Source organism: Streptomyces sp. NPDC096048 (assembly GCF_044763415.1).
Lineage (GTDB): Bacteria > Actinomycetota > Actinomycetes > Streptomycetales > Streptomycetaceae > Streptomyces.
In genome coordinates, this window is record NZ_JBIWGG010000003.1 from 505,848 (window position 1) to 523,194 (window position 17,347).

The following is a 17,347-nucleotide window of genomic DNA, read 5'->3' on the forward strand; positions in this document are numbered from 1 at the left end:
CCGGCCTCCGGTCAGCCGCCGTGACCACCGTGCCCGCCGCTCTCGCCGTCGCCGGCCGAGTGCGCGCCGCCGCCGTGTTGCGTGCCCTGCTCCAGGGTTCCGCCGAGCCGCCCGCGCAGGTCCGCCACGACGTCCTCGTGGCCGACGGCCACCCACTTGCGGCCGACGAGGTAGTAACCGCCGTAGTCCTTGGCCGTGTTGATCCACTCGCGCTGGCCGCGGTCGGTGGAGAAGGTGGCGAGGACGTACTTCTCGTCGCCCTTCTCGCAGAGCGCCTGGCGGATGGTGTCGGCGTCGGTCTGCATGTTCGGGGCGCACTTCACCTCGGCGGCCAGGTGCTCCAGGCTGCCGGTGGCCGTCTCGGGCACGGCCGCCTCGCCGTCCCCGTCGGATCCGCAGCCGGTCAGCGCCAGTACCGCCGCCGCTCCGGCCAGCGCGAGCATCGGTCGGGTCAGCCTCATGTGTTCCTCCGGTCCGTTCCGGCGACATGCCGCACGGAGCCCCGGCGAGGGCTCTCGTCATCGATACGGCCGCGGGGCGCGAAGTATTCAGCGATCCTGGTGCCCCGAGCACGCCCGTGCGAGAGTGGCGCCGTGGACCAGGACTGGGAAGACCGAGTGACAGCCGCGTGGGCGACGTTCGACGGCTACGCCGAAGACGACGCCGCCGATTTCCGCGCGGTGATCGACGCCCTCGCCGACGAGTTGCCCGCGGACAGTCCCCTCGGCCTGTTCGAGCGGGCCTGCGCCTGGGACTCCACGGGCCACTCCGACCGTGCCGTGCCGCTGTACCGCGAGGCGCTGGCGCGCGGTCTGGGGGAGGTCAGCGGCTACAAGGGCCGCCGGGCGAAGATCCAGCTCTCCAGCTCCCTGCGGAACACCGGGCACCCGGAGGAGGGCGTCAAGCTGCTGTCGCCCGAACTGCTCGCGCCTTCGGACGAGTTGGACGACGCGGTACGTGCCGTCCTGGCGCTCTGTCTGTCGAGCATGGGCCGTGACCGTGAGGGCCTGGCGCTGGTGCTCGGCGCGCTCGCGCCCCATCTGCCGCGCTACCAGCGTTCGACGGCCGCCTACGCGCGCATGCTGGTGGAGCCCGAGGACTGACCCGGGCACGGTGACCAACCACCGATTCGCTCGTTCTGCTGAACGTGCAGTCACAGGATGTCGCCCCGCGCCCCGCACCGTCCTCAGCCTCCTCGGCCGACCCGGTCGTCGACGTCGAGCAGGCCGAGGCCGCGCTCGTCGAGCACTATCCGCGCCTGGTCCGGCTCGCCTACATGGTGCTGCCGCCGCGTCTCGGCCGGGGCCGCCGCGTCCTGACCGCGCACGCCCTCACCCAGCGCGCGCTGCCCCGGAACCGGACGACGGCACCCGTGATCCCGGCCCAGTCGACCGGCCGCGGCGTCGACCCCGGCTATGCCCTGGTGCGTCTCCGGGTCATCCGTACGGCACTGGAGGCGGGCCTTCCGCTCAGGCGGCGCGCGTGGCCGAAGCGCTCCCAGCTGCCGCCGCTGCTGCCGCAGGTGCGGGGGCTCAAGCTCTTCCCGCGTTCCGGCGGCGCCGACGAACTCGCCCTCGACCAGCGGCTCTCCGCCCTTACCGCGCCGGGCCGGGCGGCGTACGTCCTGCGGGGCCTGGAGAAGCTCCCCGACGACGACGTACGGCAGTTGCTCGGGGCCGCCGGGGTGGCCGACGCGGACGCCGCGCTGCGGGAGGCCGACGAGGTGCCCGGCCAGTACGCGCTGCTCGGCTCCCCCGAGTTCGATCCCTGCTCACTGCAGGCCCGGCCGACCGATCTGATGCGCCGCCGGCAGCACACGAGGGCGGCGCTGGTCGCCGGGGCGGCCCTGGTGGTGTGCGGGGCGCTGCTGGGTCTGCCCGGTGACGGCTGGGGGCCGGACGGCGCCGCCGCCCCGCCGTACGCGCGGAACCCGGCCGCGCAGGCCGCCCTCGACCCCGCCAAGCTCACGAAGGTCGCCCCCGCCGCGTGGGAGACGTCCGCGCGTACCGACTTCTCGGTGTGGCCGGCCCGCGGTGATCTCACCGGCGACGAGGAGCTGCTGCGGCGCGCCCTCGCCGTCTGGGCCCGGCCCGGCGAGGGGGTGGGGGTCTCGGCGACACCGGGCACCCCGACCGGCGGCCCGTCCGGCCCTCCCCAGCTGCTCTACGCCGGGACCGTCGACAACGCGCGCGTGGTGATCCTGCACGACGGTCTGCGCATCGCCCGGTACGCCGAACCGAAGGACGGCACGGCCGGGGCCGCCCTGGACTTCGCGCGCACCGACGGCGCCGGCCGGGCCGAGGCGAACGCCGTGGTCCTGGGCCGGGCCGACGGCAACGTCCGCTATCTGACGGCGCCCTGGGTGACGAAGGCGGCCGGGCGGGACCTCACCGACCCGGACGCCGGTGCCCGGGACCTGACGCTGACCGACGGTGTGACCTCGCCGGTGGCCAGCCCCGTGCAGCAGCGGTCGGGGGCGTGCGCGTCCTGGGACGTGCTGGCGCTGACCGACGGCTCGGACACCCGCCTGGTGACCGACCTCGGCGAACTGGTCCCGGCCCGCCTCACCACCGGGCGCCCCGGCTCGGCGAAGGACGCCTCCGGTGCCGAGGCGCTGGGCACCTGGGCGCCGTACGCCTGCTCGCTGGGCGCGGTGCGGGGGCAGGGCGTGCGCTCGGTGAACGCCTGGGAGTTCGCGACGCAGCCGCTGCCCGATTCCAGCGGGTCGGCCGCGTGGGTGTGCACCCGGGCGGAGACCTGGCGGGGCGACGGGGCGCGGGTGCTGGCCCAGTTCCGGACGCCGGGCGGGGCGCAGGGCGCGGTGGCGGCGAAGGCACAGGGCGTGCCGGCCTGCGGCGAGCGCGACCCGCATGTGCTGGCCGGGGTGCTGTGGAAGTCGGGGAGCGGGCACTGGTACCTGCTCGCCGCCGGCAGCCGCGACACGGAGTCGGTCGAGGCCACGGGCGGCATCAGTGACTCCGCCGACGGGAACCTGCTGACGGCGAAGGCCGAGCAGGGCGCGCAGGCCGAGCTGAAGGGCACCCTGGAGAACGGCCGGACGATCGGCGGACTGCGCTAGCCGGGCCGGGCGACGCCTGCTGACACCGGCGTCAACAAGTGCCGGCGCGAGGGTTCCCCGGAGCCCTACCCGTCAGTACATTGACGCCATGTCTCATACGCATGTCCCGCTCAAGGCACGGAAGGTGTCCTTCGCCTGGGAGGACACCCCGCTGCACTGGGTGCCGGGGGACCCGTTCACGACGCACACGATCAATGTGCTGCACCTGCTGCTGCCCGCCGGGGAGCGCTGGTTCGTGCACGTCTACAAGCAGGTGCTGCCGTACATCCGGGACGAGCGGCTGCGCCAGGACGTCGTCGGGTTCATCGGGCAGGAGGCGATGCACTCCCAGGCGCACGACGAGGCGCTGCCGCACCTCAAGGACCAGGGGCTCGACCCGACGCCGTACACCGCGCAGGTCGACTGGCTCTTCGAGAAGCTGCTCGGCGACCGCACCCTGCCGCCGGGCCGGCCTCGCCGATGGTGGCTGATGGAGCGGGTGGCGCTGATAGCGGCCATCGAGCACTACACGGCGTTCCTCGGCGACTGGGTCCTCAACGCCGACGCGCTCGACCGGCGGGGCGCCGACCCGACCATGCTGGACCTGCTGCGCTGGCACGGCGCCGAGGAGGTCGAGCACCGCTCCGTGGCCTTCGAGGTGTTCCTGCACGTGGACGGGGGCTACGCGCGGCGGGCGCGCACCTGGGCGACCGCGTTCGCGGCGCTGGTGTTCCTGTGGCAGCGCGGGGCCAGGTACTTCATGGAGAACGACCCGACACTCATCGACGGCCGCGCCACCTTCCGGGACTTCCACCGGCGCGGCCGGCACGGCCTGCTGCCCTCGACGGGCGCCGTGCTCCGCTCCGTACCGCGCTATCTGAGCCGTGCCTACCACCCGTCCCAGGAGGGTTCGACCGAGCAGGCCGCGGCCTACCTCGCCGCCTCCCCCGCCGCCGTCGCCGCCGCCGCCGAGAAGTCGCAGGAGGGTGCCGTATGAAGCCCAAGCCGATGACCCTGGTGCTCGCGGCCGGTGCCGCGCTCGTCGTCCGCCGGGCGCTGCGGCGCCGTATCCAGGCCTCGCCGCTGTGGCCGATGCCCGCGCTGGACCCGCCGGTCTCCGGGCGGCCCCGCTCGCGCGCGCTGACGCTGCCGGTCACCGCGCACGAGCGGATAGCCGACGGGGTGGTCCGCATCCGCCTGGAGGGACACGACCTGCCGCGCTGGGAGCCGGGCGCCCACCTGGACCTGGTGCTGCCGTCGGGTCTCGTGCGGCAGTACTCGCTGTGCGGGGACCCGGAGGACACCTCGTCGTACACCGTCGCCACGCGGCTGGTCGAGGACGGACGGGGCGGCTCACGCGAGGTGCACGAGCAGGTGCGGGAGGGCATGGAGCTGGAGGTGCGCGGCCCGCGCAACCGGTTCCCGCTGGTCGACGCCCCCGCCTACGTCTTCGTCGCCGGGGGCATCGGCATCACGCCCGTCCTGCCGATGCTGCGGGCCCTGCCGGAGGGCGCCGAGTGGCGGCTGCTGTACGGCGGGCGGACGCGGGCCTCGATGCCGTTCCTGGAGGAGATCGAGAAGCTGGACCCGGACCACGAGAGGGTCACCGTCGTCGCCGAGGACGAGGACGGACGTCCCGGGCTGGACACCTTCCTGGCGGACCTCCCCGAGGGCACGGCGGTGTACTGCTGCGGCCCGGAGGGCCTGATGGCGGCCGTCGAGGAGCGCCTCCCGGCGGGCACCGCACCGCACCTGGAGCGGTTCGCGCCGCGTACGACGGCCGGTGGCGAGGCGGAGTTCGAGGTGGAGCTGCACCGCAGCGGGCGCACGCTGACCGTGGACGGGGACACCTCGGTACTGGCCGCCGTACGCGCGCAGCTGCCGGACACCCCGTACTCCTGTGAGCAGGGCTGGTGCGGGACCTGCCAACAGAAGGTGCTGGAGGGCGAGATCGATCACCGGGACGAGCTGCTGACCGACTCGGAGCGCGGCGACTCGATGCTCATCTGCGTGTCCCGTGCCCGGGGGACGCGGCTCGTGCTGGACATGTGAACACCTGCGCCCGGTCCGGCCCGTTCGAAGGCCGGATTCGATCGGTAAGGTGTTCGTATGACTACCGGGGTGCGCCGCAGAATGGGCGTCGAGGAGCGGCGGCAGCAGTTGATCGGCGTCGCGCTCGATCTGTTCAGCCGCCGCTCGCCCGACGAGGTCTCCATCGACGAGATAGCGTCGGCGGCGGGCATCTCGCGCCCGCTGGTCTACCACTACTTCCCCGGCAAACTCAGCCTGTACGAGGCCGCGTTGCAGCGTGCCTCGGACGATCTGGCGGCCCGGTTCGTGGAGCCGCACGAGGGCCCGCTCGGCGCGCGGCTGCTGCGGGTGATGGGCCGCTACTTCGACTTCGTCGACGAGCACGGCCCCGGTTTCTCGGCCCTGATGCGCGGCGGTCCGGCGGTCGGCTCCTCCACGACCAACGCGCTCGTGGACTCCGTACGGCAGGCCGCGTATGTCCAGATCCTTTCGCACCTGGGCATCACCGATCCGCCCGCGCGCCTGGAACTGATCGTCCGCTCCTGGATCTCGCTCGCCGAGTCGACGGCGCTGATCTGGCTGGACGGGCGCCGCATCCCGCGCGCCGAGCTGGAGACCCAGCTCGTGCACGACTTCGCCGCGCTGATGGCGGTGAGCGCCGCCTACGACGAGGAGATGGGCGCCCTGCTGCGCCGCGTCCTCGACGACGAACCGGCCGACGGCCCCTTCGGGGACCTGGTCGGCCGGCTCATCGGGCTGGCGTCCTAGTCGCTCAGCTCTCGAACTTCCGGTACGACGGGTCCAGGTCGCGGACCTCGGCGGAGGCGTGCAGGGCGAGGCCGTCGCCCGGCTTCACGTGCTGCCGCAGCAGTTCCAGCACGGCCTCGGTGAGGCGGGCCTTGGTCTCCTCGGTGCGGCCCGCGAGCAGCCCCAGGGTGACGTGCACGACGGCGTGCCCCCCGGTGTCGGGGCCGACCGTGGTGTCCTCGCCGCGGCGGAACTGCGTCTTGCAGGCCGGCGGCTTGGCGGCCGCGATCTCGACGACGGCGGTGTGCAGCGCCCGCGCGAACGCGGGCCGGTCGAAGTCGTCCGCGAGCCGGGCGGAGTAGTCGACGGTGATCTGCGGCATGAGCCCTCCCGTTGCGTGAACAGCAGGGCTCACCCTAACCGCAGACCGTCAGCGTCCTGCCGCCGTCCTGCGCCCGTCAGCCGGTCCGCTGGAACACGGCGACCGTACGGCCCGGCACGGTGAACGTGCCGGTCCTCGCCGCGTACGAGGACTCCTTCACCACCGGGTCCGCGCCCGCCGCCTGCACCGGATGCAGCCGGTGGCCGGTGCCGGCCGCCGCCTCGATCCGCTGCTCCCGCTGCCGCGGAGTGGCGTTGAAGACGACCACGAGGTCACCGAGGAGCATGGTGATCACGCCGGGCGTCTCCTCCTTGCCGGAGAGCGGGAAGGAGAGCCGGGACTGCACCTGCCCCGCCGTGGCGAGGGAGAAGTCCTGCTCGCTCGTACGGATCTTCAGCAGGTCCCGGTACGCCGCCGAGGCGCCGGTGATCTGCGGGCAGCCGACCTCGACCGTGCCGAGCAGCGGCTTGGCGTACGGCCACTTGTCCTGGTTGTCCGCGGCCGGGGGCAGTCCGCGGCCGAAGCCGTTGCCGTCGGCGCAGTTCCAGTGGATGGCGTTGAACCAGTCGCCGCTGTCGTAGGAGTTGCGGTCCAGCGACTTGGAGCGCAGCAGGTCGGTGCCGGCCTGGGAGAGCGCCGGGCCCTGCGAGAGGGAGGCGGTCGCCATGGCGAGGACCTGCATACGGGCCCGGTCGTCGGCGCTCACGGTCGCGGGCAGCTTGAAGGCGAGCGCGTCGAACAGGGACTCGTTGTCGTGCGCGTCGGCGTAGGCGAGGGCGTCGCCCGGGGCCTCGGCGTATCCGGCGGGGGCGCCGTTGTAGTCGACCTCGGAGCCCTTGACCTGCTTGCCGTCGGTGCCCGTGAAGGTGTAGTCGGCGAGGTTGCCGGTCAGGCCGACCTTGATGAGGTCCTGGTAGTGCAGGAGGCGGGCCCTCTGCTCGGCCTCGGTGCCGTTGGCCTTCGAGCCGTTGGGCTCGGTGAACAGGCCCGAGGCGAAGCCCTGGACGCCGGGGTCCTCGTCGAAGGGGCCGCCGCCGCGCACCGCGTCGCGGGCGCGGTCGGAGAAGGTCGCGATGCCGGTGCCGGCCATGTTCTTCTGGGTGGCCTGCGTGAAGCGGGCGTCGTCGGCGACCTCGCCGAAGTTCCAGCCCTCGCCGTACAGGATGATCTTCTTGCCGTCGACACCGTCCTTCTCGAGCGTCAGCGCGTCGAGGGCCTCGCGTACGGCGAGGATGTTGGCCTTCGGGTGGTGGCCCATGAGGTCGAAGCGGAAGCCGTCGACCTTGTACTCCTTGGCCCAGGTGACGATCGAGTCGACGACGAGCCTGCCCATCATGGCGTTCTCGGTGGCGGTGCCCGCGCAGCAGGTGCTGTTCGCCACCGAGCCGTCGGCGAGGAGCCGCTGGTAGTAGCCGGGGACGATCCGGTCGAGGACGCTGGTCTCGGCCTGGCCGCTCGCCGCGGTGTGGTTGTAGACGACGTCCATGACGACCCGCAGGCCGTCCTCGTTGAGCGCCTTGACCATCTCGCGGAACTCGACCGTGCGGGCGGTGCCGTCCGGGTCGGTGGCGTAGGACCCCTCGGGGACCGTGTAGTGGTACGGGTCGTAGCCCCAGTTGTAGGCGTCCTTGGCGGCGGCCTTCGCCACGCACTCCTGCTGCTGGTCGGAGTCGGCCGGGAGCGCGGCGAGGTCGCAGTCGACGGTGGCCTGGTCGGACTTCTTCTCGGGGACGGTGGCGATGTCGAAGGCCGGGAGGAGGTGGACGTACGAGGTGCCCGACTCCGCGAGTTCGCGCAGGTGCTCGGAGCCGTCGCTGTCCTTGTCGGTGAAGGCGAGGTAGGTGCCCTTGTGGTCCGGGTCCGCCGTCCGGTCCGCGACGGAGAAGTCGCGGATGTGCAGCTCCTGGATCTGGGCGTCCCCGAGCGGCACGGCCTTGGGCTTGTCGTAGTCGTGCCAGCCGCGCGGGGCGAGGGAGCGGTCGCCCAGGTCGACGACGAGGCTGCGCTCGGAGTCGGTGGTCAGGGCGAGCGAGTAGGGGTCGGTGACCTTGTTGGTGACGACCTTGCCGGCGTCGGGCGCCCACACCTGGACGACGTAGCGGTAGGCCTTGCCCTTCCAGGAGCGCGGGCCGGTGGCGGACCAGACGCCGGTGTCGTCGTCGCGCCGCATGCGGACCGTGCGGTCGCCGATCTCCAGCTTCACGCTCTGCGCGGTCGGCGCCCACACGGAGAGCGTGGGCCGGCCGTGGCGGAAGGCCGGGCCGAGGTCGGCCTCGGTCGCGTCGGCCGCGTACAGGTCGTCCAGGACGCCGGCGATCTGCACGCCCGTCGCCGCGAGCACGGCCCCTCCCCCCGTGCCTGATGCCTGGGAGGTGCCCCCAGCGGCGCGCTGGGAGGCGACGACCTGGCCGCGCAGGGCCTCGCGGACCCGGTCGCGGTCGCGCGGGTCGACGGACCAGGCGGTGACGTCACGCAGGTGCGGGAACCTCGCCTTCTGGGCGTCGGTGAGCGTGGTCTCGGTGAGGCGGAGCCAGGTGATGTCGTCGCCGCCGGTCAGGGTGCCGTTCTCGGCTTTGACGGTGCCGGTGCGGGAGGCGAGCAGCTGGGTGGAGGCGGCGCCCTCGGAGCCGTTCCAGACGAGGGTGTTCCGGTCGATCCAGACCGCCTCGGAGGTGGTGAGGTCGACGGCCGCCGCCGAGCCGGCCGGCTGCGGCAGCAGGTACTTCTCCTCGCCGCTCACCAGCCACACCTCGTGGCCGTGGGCCTTGAGGTCCAGGGCCTGGTCGGTGGGCAGGTCCTTCTCGTCGCCCTTGTGGACGATGTAGCTGAGACTGCCGGCACCCTCGGTGAGCGGTACCTCGAAGACCGCGCCATAGGAGTCGGTCTTCACCGGCCGCAGGGGCTTCGACCAGTCGGTGGGGTTCGCGGCGCCGCCCCAGACGTGCAGTCCCCACCCGTCGTAGTCGCCGTCGGCGCGGTGGTAGTGGAGGACGGCCTTGGTGGTGTCCTGGGCGGGGTAGTCGGGCCGCTCGGTGGCGACCTGCTCCTCGCCCTGCTCGATCCACACCTCGCCGGTCCGCGTGACGTCGATGGCGCGGTCGGCGGCGACGTCCTTGTTGCCGTCCTTGTCGATGACGAGGAAGTCGACGTCGCTCGCGCCGGGCCGGAGCTTGACGTAGGCGAAGGCGCCGTAGGCGTCACGGCCGGTGAAGGGGTGGCTGTCGGGCCAGGTGGTCGCCTCGCCGTCGGCGAGGTCGCCCCAGGCGTACAGGCCCCAGTCCTCGTAGTTCCCGTCCGCCCGCTTGTAGTGGACGATCGCGTAGTCGCGGGAGACGGCGGCGGGGGGCTGCTCGACGGGCGGGGTGCCGGTCGTGGAAGCGGCCGTGGTGCTCGCCGTACGGCCCGCCGAGTCGACGACGACCGCCTTGTAGCGCAGGGCGGTGCCGGCGGGGGTGTCCTCGCCGATGGTGTGGGTGACCTTGTAGGGGGCGTGGTCGGCGGAGCCGAGGGTGCGCCACTTGCCGTCGCCGGTCTGGGCGGCGAAGACGACGCGGTTGAGCTGTCCCCCGGTGACGTCGGCGGTCAGCTCGACGGTGCCGGTGGCGCCGGGCTCGGGGGCGGTGAGGGTGAGGGCCGGCTCGGTGGCGGGCTCGGCGAGCCGGCCGGCGGCCTCGAGGACGATGGCCGACCCGGCGGGCACCGTGACGGTGACCTTCTTGTCGGCGCCGGACCGCACGGTGGCGTCGGTGCCGTAGAGGCCCCGGAACGTCATGCCGGCCGAGCCGGTCGCGAAGGTCGCGGTCTTCGCCTCGCCCGCGTTGTTGAAGGCGACGACGTACTCGGTGCCGCGTTCGGCGTCGGTGCGGGAGAAGGCGTAGACACCGGCGCCGTCGGCCGCGTAGCGCTCGGTCTGCACTCCGTCGGCGAGGGCGGGGTGAGCCTTGCGCAGCTTGGCGAGAGCACTGATCTGCTGGTAGAGCGGTGCTCGCGTGTCGTACGCGTCGTCGGCGTGGGTGCGGTCGGTGCCGAGCTGGTCGTCGTCCAGGTAGTCGGCGGTGCGGGAGGCGAACATCGGCTGGCGGGCGTCCTTGTCGCCGCCCGCGCCGGTGAAGCCCTGCTCGTCGCCGTAGTAGACGACGGGGTTGCCCCGGCTGAGGAACATCAGCTCGTTGGCGAGCCGGTCCTTCTTCAGCAGTTCGGCGTCGGTGGCCTTCGGGTCGTCCTGCTCGAGGAAGGTGCCGAAGCGCCCCATGTCGTGGTTGCCGAGGAAGGTGACCTGCTCGTAGGCGTTGGCCTTGTCGGTCGTGTACTTCCAGTCGTCGCCGAAGACGGCCGCCAGCTTCTTGGCGCTGCCGCCCTGGGAGGCGTAGGCGCGGGCCGCGTCCTGGAAGGGGAAGTCCAGCGTGGAGTCCAGCCGGCCCTGGGTGACGTACGGGGAGGTGACGGCCGTGTCGGCGGAGTAGACCTCGCCGAACATGAAGAAGTCGTCGCGTCCCTTCTTCGCCGCGTACGCGTCGAGCGCGGTCGCCCACCGCGTCCAGAACTCCATGTTGACGTGCTTGACCGTGTCGATGCGGAAGCCGTCGATGGCGAAGTCCTTCACCCACCGCTGGTAGATCTTCTCCATGCCGCTGACGACCTCGGGCCGTTCGGTCCACAGGTCGTCGAGACCGGAGAAGTCGCCGTAGGTGGCGGACTCGCCGGCCCAGGTGGAGTCGCCGCGGTTGTGGTACATCGCCGGGTCGTTGAGCCACTTCGGGACCTTGAGGTCCTTCTTCGCGGCGGGGACGACCGGCGTACGCGGGAAGGAGCCGGCGTCCACGCGGGGGAACCGGCGGTCGCCGTTGGCGTAGTCGGCGTCGTCGAAGGGCTCGCCGTCCTTGGTCAGGTACGGGAAGGCGCCCTTGGAGAGGTAGCCGTAGGACTTCTCCACGTAGTCGACGACGTCGGCGGTGTGGTTGGTGATGACGTCGAAGAAGACCTTCATGCCCTTGGCGTGCGCCTTGGAGATGAGGTTCTTGAGATCCTGGTTGGTACCGAAGTGCGGGTCGACCTGGGTGAAGTCGGTGATCCAGTAGCCGTGGTAGCCGGCGGAGGCGTTCTCCCCCGTGCCCTGCACGGGCTGGTTCTTGAAGAGGGGCGCCATCCAGATGGAGGTGGTGCCCAGGCCCTTGATGTAGTCGAGCTTCTGGGTCAGGCCCTTGAGGTCGCCGCCCTGGTAGAAGCCCTTGTCGGTGGGGTCGTAGCCGGTCGCGAGCCGGGTGCCGGTCAGGCCGCCCTTGTCGTTGCGGGTGTCGCCGTTGGCGAAGCGGTCCGGCAGGACGAAGTAGAACTGCTCGCGGGTGAGGTCGTGCCGGGCGCCGGCCTTCGCGAGCTTGGCGTCGGACGGGGGCGCGGGCGGAGTGTCGGCCCGCGCGGCGAGGGGCGGGAGGAGGGCTGCGGCGAGCGCGGTCACGGTGACGGCCGCGACCCGTCTCGCTCGTGCGGTGCGGCGCGCGACAGGCACCGGCCATCTCGGTATCACAGGCGTGAACTCCTTGCGACTACGGCTCGATCGGGTCCGACCCCGGCGAGACCGTAGCGCTGCCGCAAGGCTTGCAGCAAGACTTGCGCAAGTAACGGAAAGGATTTTCACAGGACTTGCCCCCGTGCGTTCCGGCTGGGCCCACGCGCGAGGCCCGCCGCTCCCCGTGGGGGCGGCGGGCCTCGTAGGCTTGCGTGTTGCCGGGGGTCAGGCCCGGGTCCACCACACCGTCGTGTCCGCCGGCACCTTCGCCTCGCCGGCCGCCTCGGTGACCTCACCGCTGGCCAGCAGCACCCGCCCGTAGGCGGGCATCGCCACCGACTCGCCGGTGGTGTTGGCGACGCACACGAAGTCCCCGCGCCGGAAGGCGACGACGCCCTCGGGGGCGCGCAGCCACTCGACGGCGTCGCCCGCGCCCAGGTCGGCCTGCTCGCGGCGGGTGGCGAGCGCGGCGCGGTACAGCTCCAGGGTCGAGCCGGGCTCGCCGGTCTGCGCCTCGACGCTCAGCTCGCCCCAGCCCGCCGGCTGCGGCAGCCAGCTGCCGCCGTCGCCGAAGCCGTACGACGACCCCGTGCGCGTCCAGGGGATCGGCACCCGGCAGCCGTCGCGGAAGCCGTCCTGGCCCGCGCCCCGGAAGTACGCCGGGTCCTGGCGCACCTCGTCCGGCAGGTCGACGACGTCCGGCAGGCCCAGCTCCTCGCCCTGGTAGACGTAGGCCGAGCCGGGCAGCGCCAGCATGAGGAGGGTGGCCGCCCGGGCCCTGCGCAGGCCCAGTTCGCGGTCGCCGGCCAGGCGGATCTGGGTGCCGAGCCCCGCCGGGTTGGCGAAGCGGGTGGCGTGCCGGGTGACGTCGTGGTTGGAGAGGACCCAGGTGGCCGGGGCGCCGACCGGGCGCATGGCGTCCAGGGTGCGGTCGATGACCGTGCGCAGCTCCTCGGCGTCCCAGTGGGTGCCCAGGTACTGGAAGTTGAAGGCCTGGTGCAGCTCGTCGGGGCGGACGTAGTTCGCGGTGCGCTCGACGGTCGGGGTCCACGCCTCGGCGACGAAGATGCGCTCACCGGAGTACTCGTCCAGGATGCGGCGCCACTGGCGGTAGATGTCGTGGACGCCGTCCTGGTCGAAGAACGGCATGACATCGTTGCCCAGCAGCTTCAGCTGCTCGTGTGATCCAAGGTCGGGCAGGCCCTCGGCCTTCACCATGCCGTGCGCGACGTCGATCCGGAAGCCGTCGACACCCATGTCCAGCCAGAAGCGCAGGATGGAGCGGAACTCGTCACCGACGGCCGGGTGATCCCAGTTGAAGTCGGGCTGCTCGGGGGCGAACAGGTGCAGGTACCACTCCCCCGGCGTGCCGTCGGGCTCGGTGACCCGGGTCCAGGCGGGGCCGCCGAAGATGGACTCCCAGTCGTTGGGCGGCAGTTCGCCCCTCTCGCCCTTGCCGGGGCGGAAGTGGTAGCGGTCGCGCGACGGCGAGCCGGGGCCCTCGGCGAGGGCGCGCTTGAACCACTCGTACTGGTCGGAGGAGTGGTTCGGGACCAGGTCGACGATGACGCGCAGGTCCAGCGCGTGGGCGTCGCGGATCAGCGCGTCGGCGTCCAGCAGGGAGCCGAACATGGGGTCCACGGCCCGGTAGTCGGCGACGTCGTAGCCGGCGTCGGCCTGCGGCGAGGCGTAGAAGGGGCTGAGCCACACGGCGTCCACGCCGAGGTCGCGCAGGTACGGCAGGCGGGTGCGGACACCCTCCAGGTCGCCCATGCCGTCGCCGTTGCTGTCGGCGAAGCTGCGCGGATACACCTGGTAGATGACCGCGTCCCGCCACCAGTCGTGGCGCCCTGCGACGGTGGCGACGGCGGAGGTGGGGGCCGGTGCGGCGGAGTGCTGCTGGCTCATGTCGTCCTTGTGATGTGACGGAGTTCCGGTCATGGAGGCACGGGTGGGGGACGAGGCGGCCGGCCGCGGTGCAGCGGGGTCGGATGGGCACCGCGGCCGGACGTTTTCCCGGCGGGGCGTCAGCCCTTGGTGCCGCCGGCGGTGAGGCCGGTCACCAGGTTCTTCTGCACCAGGTAGAAGAACGCGGAGACGGGTATCGCGACGAGTACGGCGGTGGCCGCCATCAGATGGCGCTGCGCGTCGTGCTCGCTGACGAAGCTCTGCAGGCCGACCGCGAAGGTGTACTTCGTGTCGCTCAGCATGAACGTCGAGGCGAAGGCGACCTCGCCGAAGGCGGTGATGAAGCTGTAGAAGCCGGCGACCGCGAGGCCCGGCCGGGCGAGCGGCAGGATCAGCCGGAAGAAGGTGCCGAAGGGGGTCAGCCCGTCGACGCGCCCGGCCTCGTCGATCTCGAACGGGATGGTGTCGAAGTAGCCCTTGAGCAGCCACGCGCAGTACGGCACCGCGGTCGAGCAGTAGACGAGGATCAGGCCGAGGTAGCTGTCGACGAGCTGGAGCTCGGACAGGATCTGGTACATCGGCACGATCAGTACGGCGATGGGGAACATCTGGGTGACCAGCAGCACCCACATGAGCTTGCGGTAGCCGGGGAAGCGCATCCGCGAGACCGCGTAGCCGGTGGTGGCGGCGACCATGACGCCGATGACCGTGGTGCCCAGCGAGACGATCAGCGAACTCTTCAGCCAGTCGAAGAAGTTGGTCTCCTGGAGCACGAACACGTAGTTGTCGAAGGTCATCTTCGACCAGATGCGCCCGGGGTGCAGGTAGTCGTTCTTGTCCGGGCCGAGCGAGAGGTAGACCAGCCAGGCGACGGGGAAGAGCGCGATGAGGCTCGCGACGGTCAGGGTGCCGTGGGAGGCGAGGGAGGCGGCGCGGCTGCGTTCGCCGCGGCCACGCACCTTGCGGGGCCGTTCGGTGGACGCGGTGTCCTGCTCCGCCGGGGCCTTGGTCGGCATGGTGGTAGTACTCATGGCGGCTCCTGCCTCAGTTCGCGAGCTGCTGCTCATTGCGGTTCAGCCAGCGGCGGTAGAAGGAGGTGAAGACGATCAGGATGGCCAGCAGCAGCATGCCGTAGGCCGCGGACTGCGCGAAGTCGCGCGGCTGCTGACCGAAGCCGAGGTGGTACGCCCAGGTGACGAGGATCTGGGCCTCGGGTGCGGTGTTGCCGAACAGCAGGAAGATCACGGCGAACTGGTTGAAGGTCCAGATGATGCCGAGCAGGACGACGGTGGAGCTGACGGACCTGAGGCCGGGCAGGGTGACGTAGCGGAACCGCTGCCAGGCGTTCGCGCCGTCCATCTCGGAGGCCTCGTACAGGCTGTTGTCGATGGACTGCAGGCCGCCGAGGAGCGAGACCATCATGAACGGCACACCGCACCAGGTGTTGACCATGATCGCGGAGAACCGCTGCCAGAAGGTGTCCTCCAGCCACGCGGGCGTCGGCAGGTGCAGCCAGTCCAGGGCCGAGTTGACGATGCCGGCGTCGGCGAGCATGAAGCGCCAGCCGAAGACGGTGACGAAGGTGGGCACGGCCCACGGCAGGACCAGGATCAGCCGGTAGAAGGTGCGGCCGCGCAGCTTCTGGTTGAGCAGCAGGGCGAGGCCGAGGCCGATGAAGAAGTGCAGGCCGACGCAGACCGCCGTCCACACGATGGTCCAGATGAAGTGCGACCAGAAGCGGTCGTAGGCGGTCTCGCCCCACAGGATGTCGGCGTAGTTGTCCAGGCCGACGAACTTGTAGGTGGCCTCGATCTCGTTGACGCCGATCGTGCGCCCGGTGTTGAGGCTGTTGGCGTCGGTGAGGGTGAGGTAGAGGCCGTACCCCAGCGGGTACAGCACGAGGACGCCGATCACGACGGCCACCGGCGCGATCATGGCGTAGGCGTACCAGTGCTTCTGGTACCCGTCTTTCAGACGCCGGCCGAGGCCGGGCCGCGGGGTGCGGTCACCGCGGCGCTTGCCGGTCGCGCGGTCGATGGCGACTGTCATGGTTCGACACCTTCGGGAGCATCAGGACGAGCGGAACGTCAGGGGGTACGGCGCTCGGTGCGGTGGCCGCCGGGTCCCTCCCCTCCGGTAGGGGACCCGGCGGCCACGCGGACTCACTTACTGAAGTCCGGCACCAGCTTGGCGATCGCGGTCTCGGCGTCGTCCAGGCCCTCGTCCAGGGACTTCTTGCCGCCGGCGATCTGCGGCAGCTCGTCGTCGAGCGGGGTCCACAGGGAGCTGTACTCCGGCAGGGCCGGGCGCGGCTGGGCGGCGGGCAGCACCGTCTGGAAGCCGGCGATGCCCGGGTCGGCCTTGACCTTCGCGGTGTAGGCGTCGTCGCGGGTCGGCAGCGTGGAGTTCTTCAGGGCGACGGTCTCCTGGGACTTCGCCGAGGTCATGAACTTCACGAACTTCAGCGACGCCTCCTGGTGGGCCTTGTCCGAGCCGGCGTACACCGACAGGTTGTGGCCGCCGGTCGGGGCGCCCGCCTTGCCGGTGGAGCCGGCCGGGACGGTGGCGATGCCGAGGTTGTTCTTGTCCTTGAAGGCGGAGCCCTTGTAGAAGTTGGTGATCTCCCACGGGCCCTGGATGATCGAGGCGACCTTGCCGCTGACGAACGCCTCCTGGATGTGGGCGTAGGCGTCGGCGGTGACGTCGGCCTTGTGCAGGCCCTTGCCCTCGAAGAGGCTCAGCCAGGTGCCGTACGCCTTCTTCGCCTCGGGCGAGTTGACGGTGATCTTCTTGCCCTCGGCGTCGACCGTGTCGGTGCCCTCGCCGTACAGGAACGGCTGCGCGTAGTAGGCGGCCGTGGAGGCCCAGTAGCCGTCGGCGCCGGTCTTGTCCTTGATGGTGGCGGCGGCCTTCTTCAGGTCGTCCCAGGTCTTGGGGGCCTCGACGCCGGCCTTCTCGAAGAGTTCCTTGTTGTAGACGAAGGCGAGGGTGTCGGTGACCAGCGGGACGCCGTAGGTCTTGCCCTCGTACTTGGCCTGCTCGATCAGGTTGGGCTGGAACTTGTCCTGCTCGGCGAGGGCCTCGGTGCCGTCCAGCGGCAGGAAGAAGCCCTTCTTGGCGAAGGCGGGGGTCCAGCCGACCTCGGCGCGCAGCACGTCGGGGGCGCCCTTGGAACCGGCGGCGGTGTCGAACTTGTTCTGCGCCTGGTCGAAGGGGACGTTGACGTAGTTGACCTTGACGTCCTTGTTGGCGGCCTCGAACTCCTTGACCAGGGCCTGGTAGGTCGGCGCCTCGTTGGTCGCGTTCGAGGTGTCCCAGTACGTGATGGTGACCGGTCCGCCCGACTCGCTGTCGCTGCCGCCGTCCCCGCCGCAGGCCGTCGCCGCGAGGGCGAGGGACGCCACCAGAGCGGTGGCCGCTATGCCACGCCGCATGAGTTCTCCTTGAGGGTGAAAGCCCGTGTGGTGCAGGGTGCGGGCCCGTCCGCCGCTCCTGCCGACACCGACCGCGTCCTTGCCGCCGTCGGGCGACGTGAACGTAACAGCGTTGTAAGCGGCGCGAAAGGTCTTGCAGCAAAAAAGTGCAAGAGATCTCCGAAGTTATCCGTGTGTGACCTCCTGGCGACCGTCATGAGACGCTTGTTTACGGGGGCCGAGCGGTATCGGGCCGGTTGTGCAAGACTCTGCAAGCTCTTGCCGCCATTTTCTCGAGGGAG

12 protein-coding genes are annotated in these 17,347 nt (G+C 71.4%); 5 read left to right on the forward strand and 7 right to left on the reverse strand.

Going from position 1 to position 17,347, the window contains the following annotated elements:
• Positions 1-11: 11 nt before the first annotated feature.
• Positions 12-461, reverse strand: coding sequence for a hypothetical protein (locus ACIQ6R_RS10245; protein ID WP_404174590.1), 450 nt, complete (start codon positions 459-461; stop codon positions 12-14).
• A 156-nt stretch (positions 462-617) separates the two neighbouring features.
• Here ACIQ6R_RS10245 and ACIQ6R_RS10250 point away from each other — a divergent pair, with 156 nt between their 5' ends.
• From ACIQ6R_RS10250 to ACIQ6R_RS10270, 5 genes are all read left to right on the forward strand, one after another.
• Positions 618-1,103, forward strand: a complete 486-nt coding sequence (locus tag ACIQ6R_RS10250) for a tetratricopeptide repeat protein (RefSeq protein ID WP_404174593.1) — start codon at positions 618-620, stop codon at positions 1,101-1,103.
• A 44-nt stretch (positions 1,104-1,147) separates the two neighbouring features.
• The gene (locus ACIQ6R_RS10255; RefSeq protein ID WP_404220103.1) at positions 1,148-3,079 is read left to right on the forward strand and encodes a hypothetical protein; all 1,932 of its coding nucleotides are present in this window, start codon (positions 1,148-1,150) and stop codon (positions 3,077-3,079) included.
• Positions 3,080-3,167: 88 nt separating this feature from the next.
• Entirely contained in the window at positions 3,168-4,055 is an 888-nt protein-coding gene (locus tag ACIQ6R_RS10260) for a metal-dependent hydrolase (protein WP_404220105.1), read from the forward strand.
• The gene (locus ACIQ6R_RS10265; protein WP_404220107.1) at positions 4,052-5,110 is read left to right on the forward strand and encodes a PDR/VanB family oxidoreductase; all 1,059 of its coding nucleotides are present in this window, start codon (positions 4,052-4,054) and stop codon (positions 5,108-5,110) included. Before ACIQ6R_RS10260 ends, ACIQ6R_RS10265 begins: the two co-directional genes overlap by 4 nt.
• Before the next feature lie 57 nt (positions 5,111-5,167).
• Entirely contained in the window at positions 5,168-5,857 is a 690-nt protein-coding gene (locus ACIQ6R_RS10270) for a TetR/AcrR family transcriptional regulator (RefSeq protein ID WP_404174605.1), read from the forward strand.
• A 4-nt stretch (positions 5,858-5,861) separates the two neighbouring features.
• Here ACIQ6R_RS10270 and ACIQ6R_RS10275 read toward each other — a convergent pair whose 3' ends face one another.
• From ACIQ6R_RS10275 to ACIQ6R_RS10300, 6 genes are all read right to left on the reverse strand, one after another.
• A complete protein-coding gene (locus ACIQ6R_RS10275; protein ID WP_404220109.1) occupies positions 5,862-6,218 on the reverse strand; it encodes a 5-carboxymethyl-2-hydroxymuconate Delta-isomerase in 357 nt (118 codons plus the stop codon).
• 76 nt (positions 6,219-6,294) lie between these two features.
• A complete protein-coding gene (pulA, locus tag ACIQ6R_RS10280; RefSeq protein ID WP_404220111.1) occupies positions 6,295-11,742 on the reverse strand; it encodes a pullulanase-type alpha-1,6-glucosidase in 5,448 nt (1,815 codons plus the stop codon).
• A 207-nt stretch (positions 11,743-11,949) separates the two neighbouring features.
• Positions 11,950-13,632: a glycoside hydrolase family 13 protein gene (locus ACIQ6R_RS10285; RefSeq protein ID WP_404220113.1), complete on the reverse strand. Its 1,683-nt coding sequence runs from the start codon at positions 13,630-13,632 to the stop codon at positions 11,950-11,952.
• A 119-nt stretch (positions 13,633-13,751) separates the two neighbouring features.
• Complete coding sequence (locus ACIQ6R_RS10290) at positions 13,752-14,663, reverse strand: sugar ABC transporter permease (RefSeq protein ID WP_404174614.1); 912 nt, start codon at positions 14,661-14,663, stop codon at positions 13,752-13,754.
• A 13-nt stretch (positions 14,664-14,676) separates the two neighbouring features.
• Complete coding sequence (locus tag ACIQ6R_RS10295; protein ID WP_404174617.1) at positions 14,677-15,681, reverse strand: carbohydrate ABC transporter permease; 1,005 nt, start codon at positions 15,679-15,681, stop codon at positions 14,677-14,679.
• 113 nt (positions 15,682-15,794) lie between these two features.
• A complete protein-coding gene (locus ACIQ6R_RS10300) occupies positions 15,795-17,066 on the reverse strand; it encodes an extracellular solute-binding protein (RefSeq protein WP_404174620.1) in 1,272 nt (423 codons plus the stop codon).
• Positions 17,067-17,347 lie beyond the last annotated feature (281 nt).

Bases quoted from the DNA above. Each gene is read 5' to 3' on its own strand.
- ACIQ6R_RS10245 (WP_404174590.1), bottom strand. From the start codon at position 461: ATGAGGCTGACCCGACCGATGCTCGCGCTGGCCGGAGCGGCGGCGGTA.
- ACIQ6R_RS10260 (WP_404220105.1), top strand. From the start codon at position 3,168: ATGTCTCATACGCATGTCCCGCTCAAGGCACGGAAGGTGTCCTTCGCC.
- ACIQ6R_RS10265 (WP_404220107.1), top strand. From the start codon at position 4,052: ATGAAGCCCAAGCCGATGACCCTGGTGCTCGCGGCCGGTGCCGCGCTC.
- ACIQ6R_RS10270 (WP_404174605.1), top strand. From the start codon at position 5,168: ATGACTACCGGGGTGCGCCGCAGAATGGGCGTCGAGGAGCGGCGGCAG.
- ACIQ6R_RS10275 (WP_404220109.1), bottom strand. From the start codon at position 6,218: ATGCCGCAGATCACCGTCGACTACTCCGCCCGGCTCGCGGACGACTTC.
- ACIQ6R_RS10285 (WP_404220113.1), bottom strand. From the start codon at position 13,632: ATGAGCCAGCAGCACTCCGCCGCACCGGCCCCCACCTCCGCCGTCGCC.
- ACIQ6R_RS10290 (WP_404174614.1), bottom strand. From the start codon at position 14,663: ATGAGTACTACCACCATGCCGACCAAGGCCCCGGCGGAGCAGGACACC.
- ACIQ6R_RS10295 (WP_404174617.1), bottom strand. From the start codon at position 15,681: ATGACAGTCGCCATCGACCGCGCGACCGGCAAGCGCCGCGGTGACCGC.
- ACIQ6R_RS10300 (WP_404174620.1), bottom strand. From the start codon at position 17,066: ATGCGGCGTGGCATAGCGGCCACCGCTCTGGTGGCGTCCCTCGCCCTC.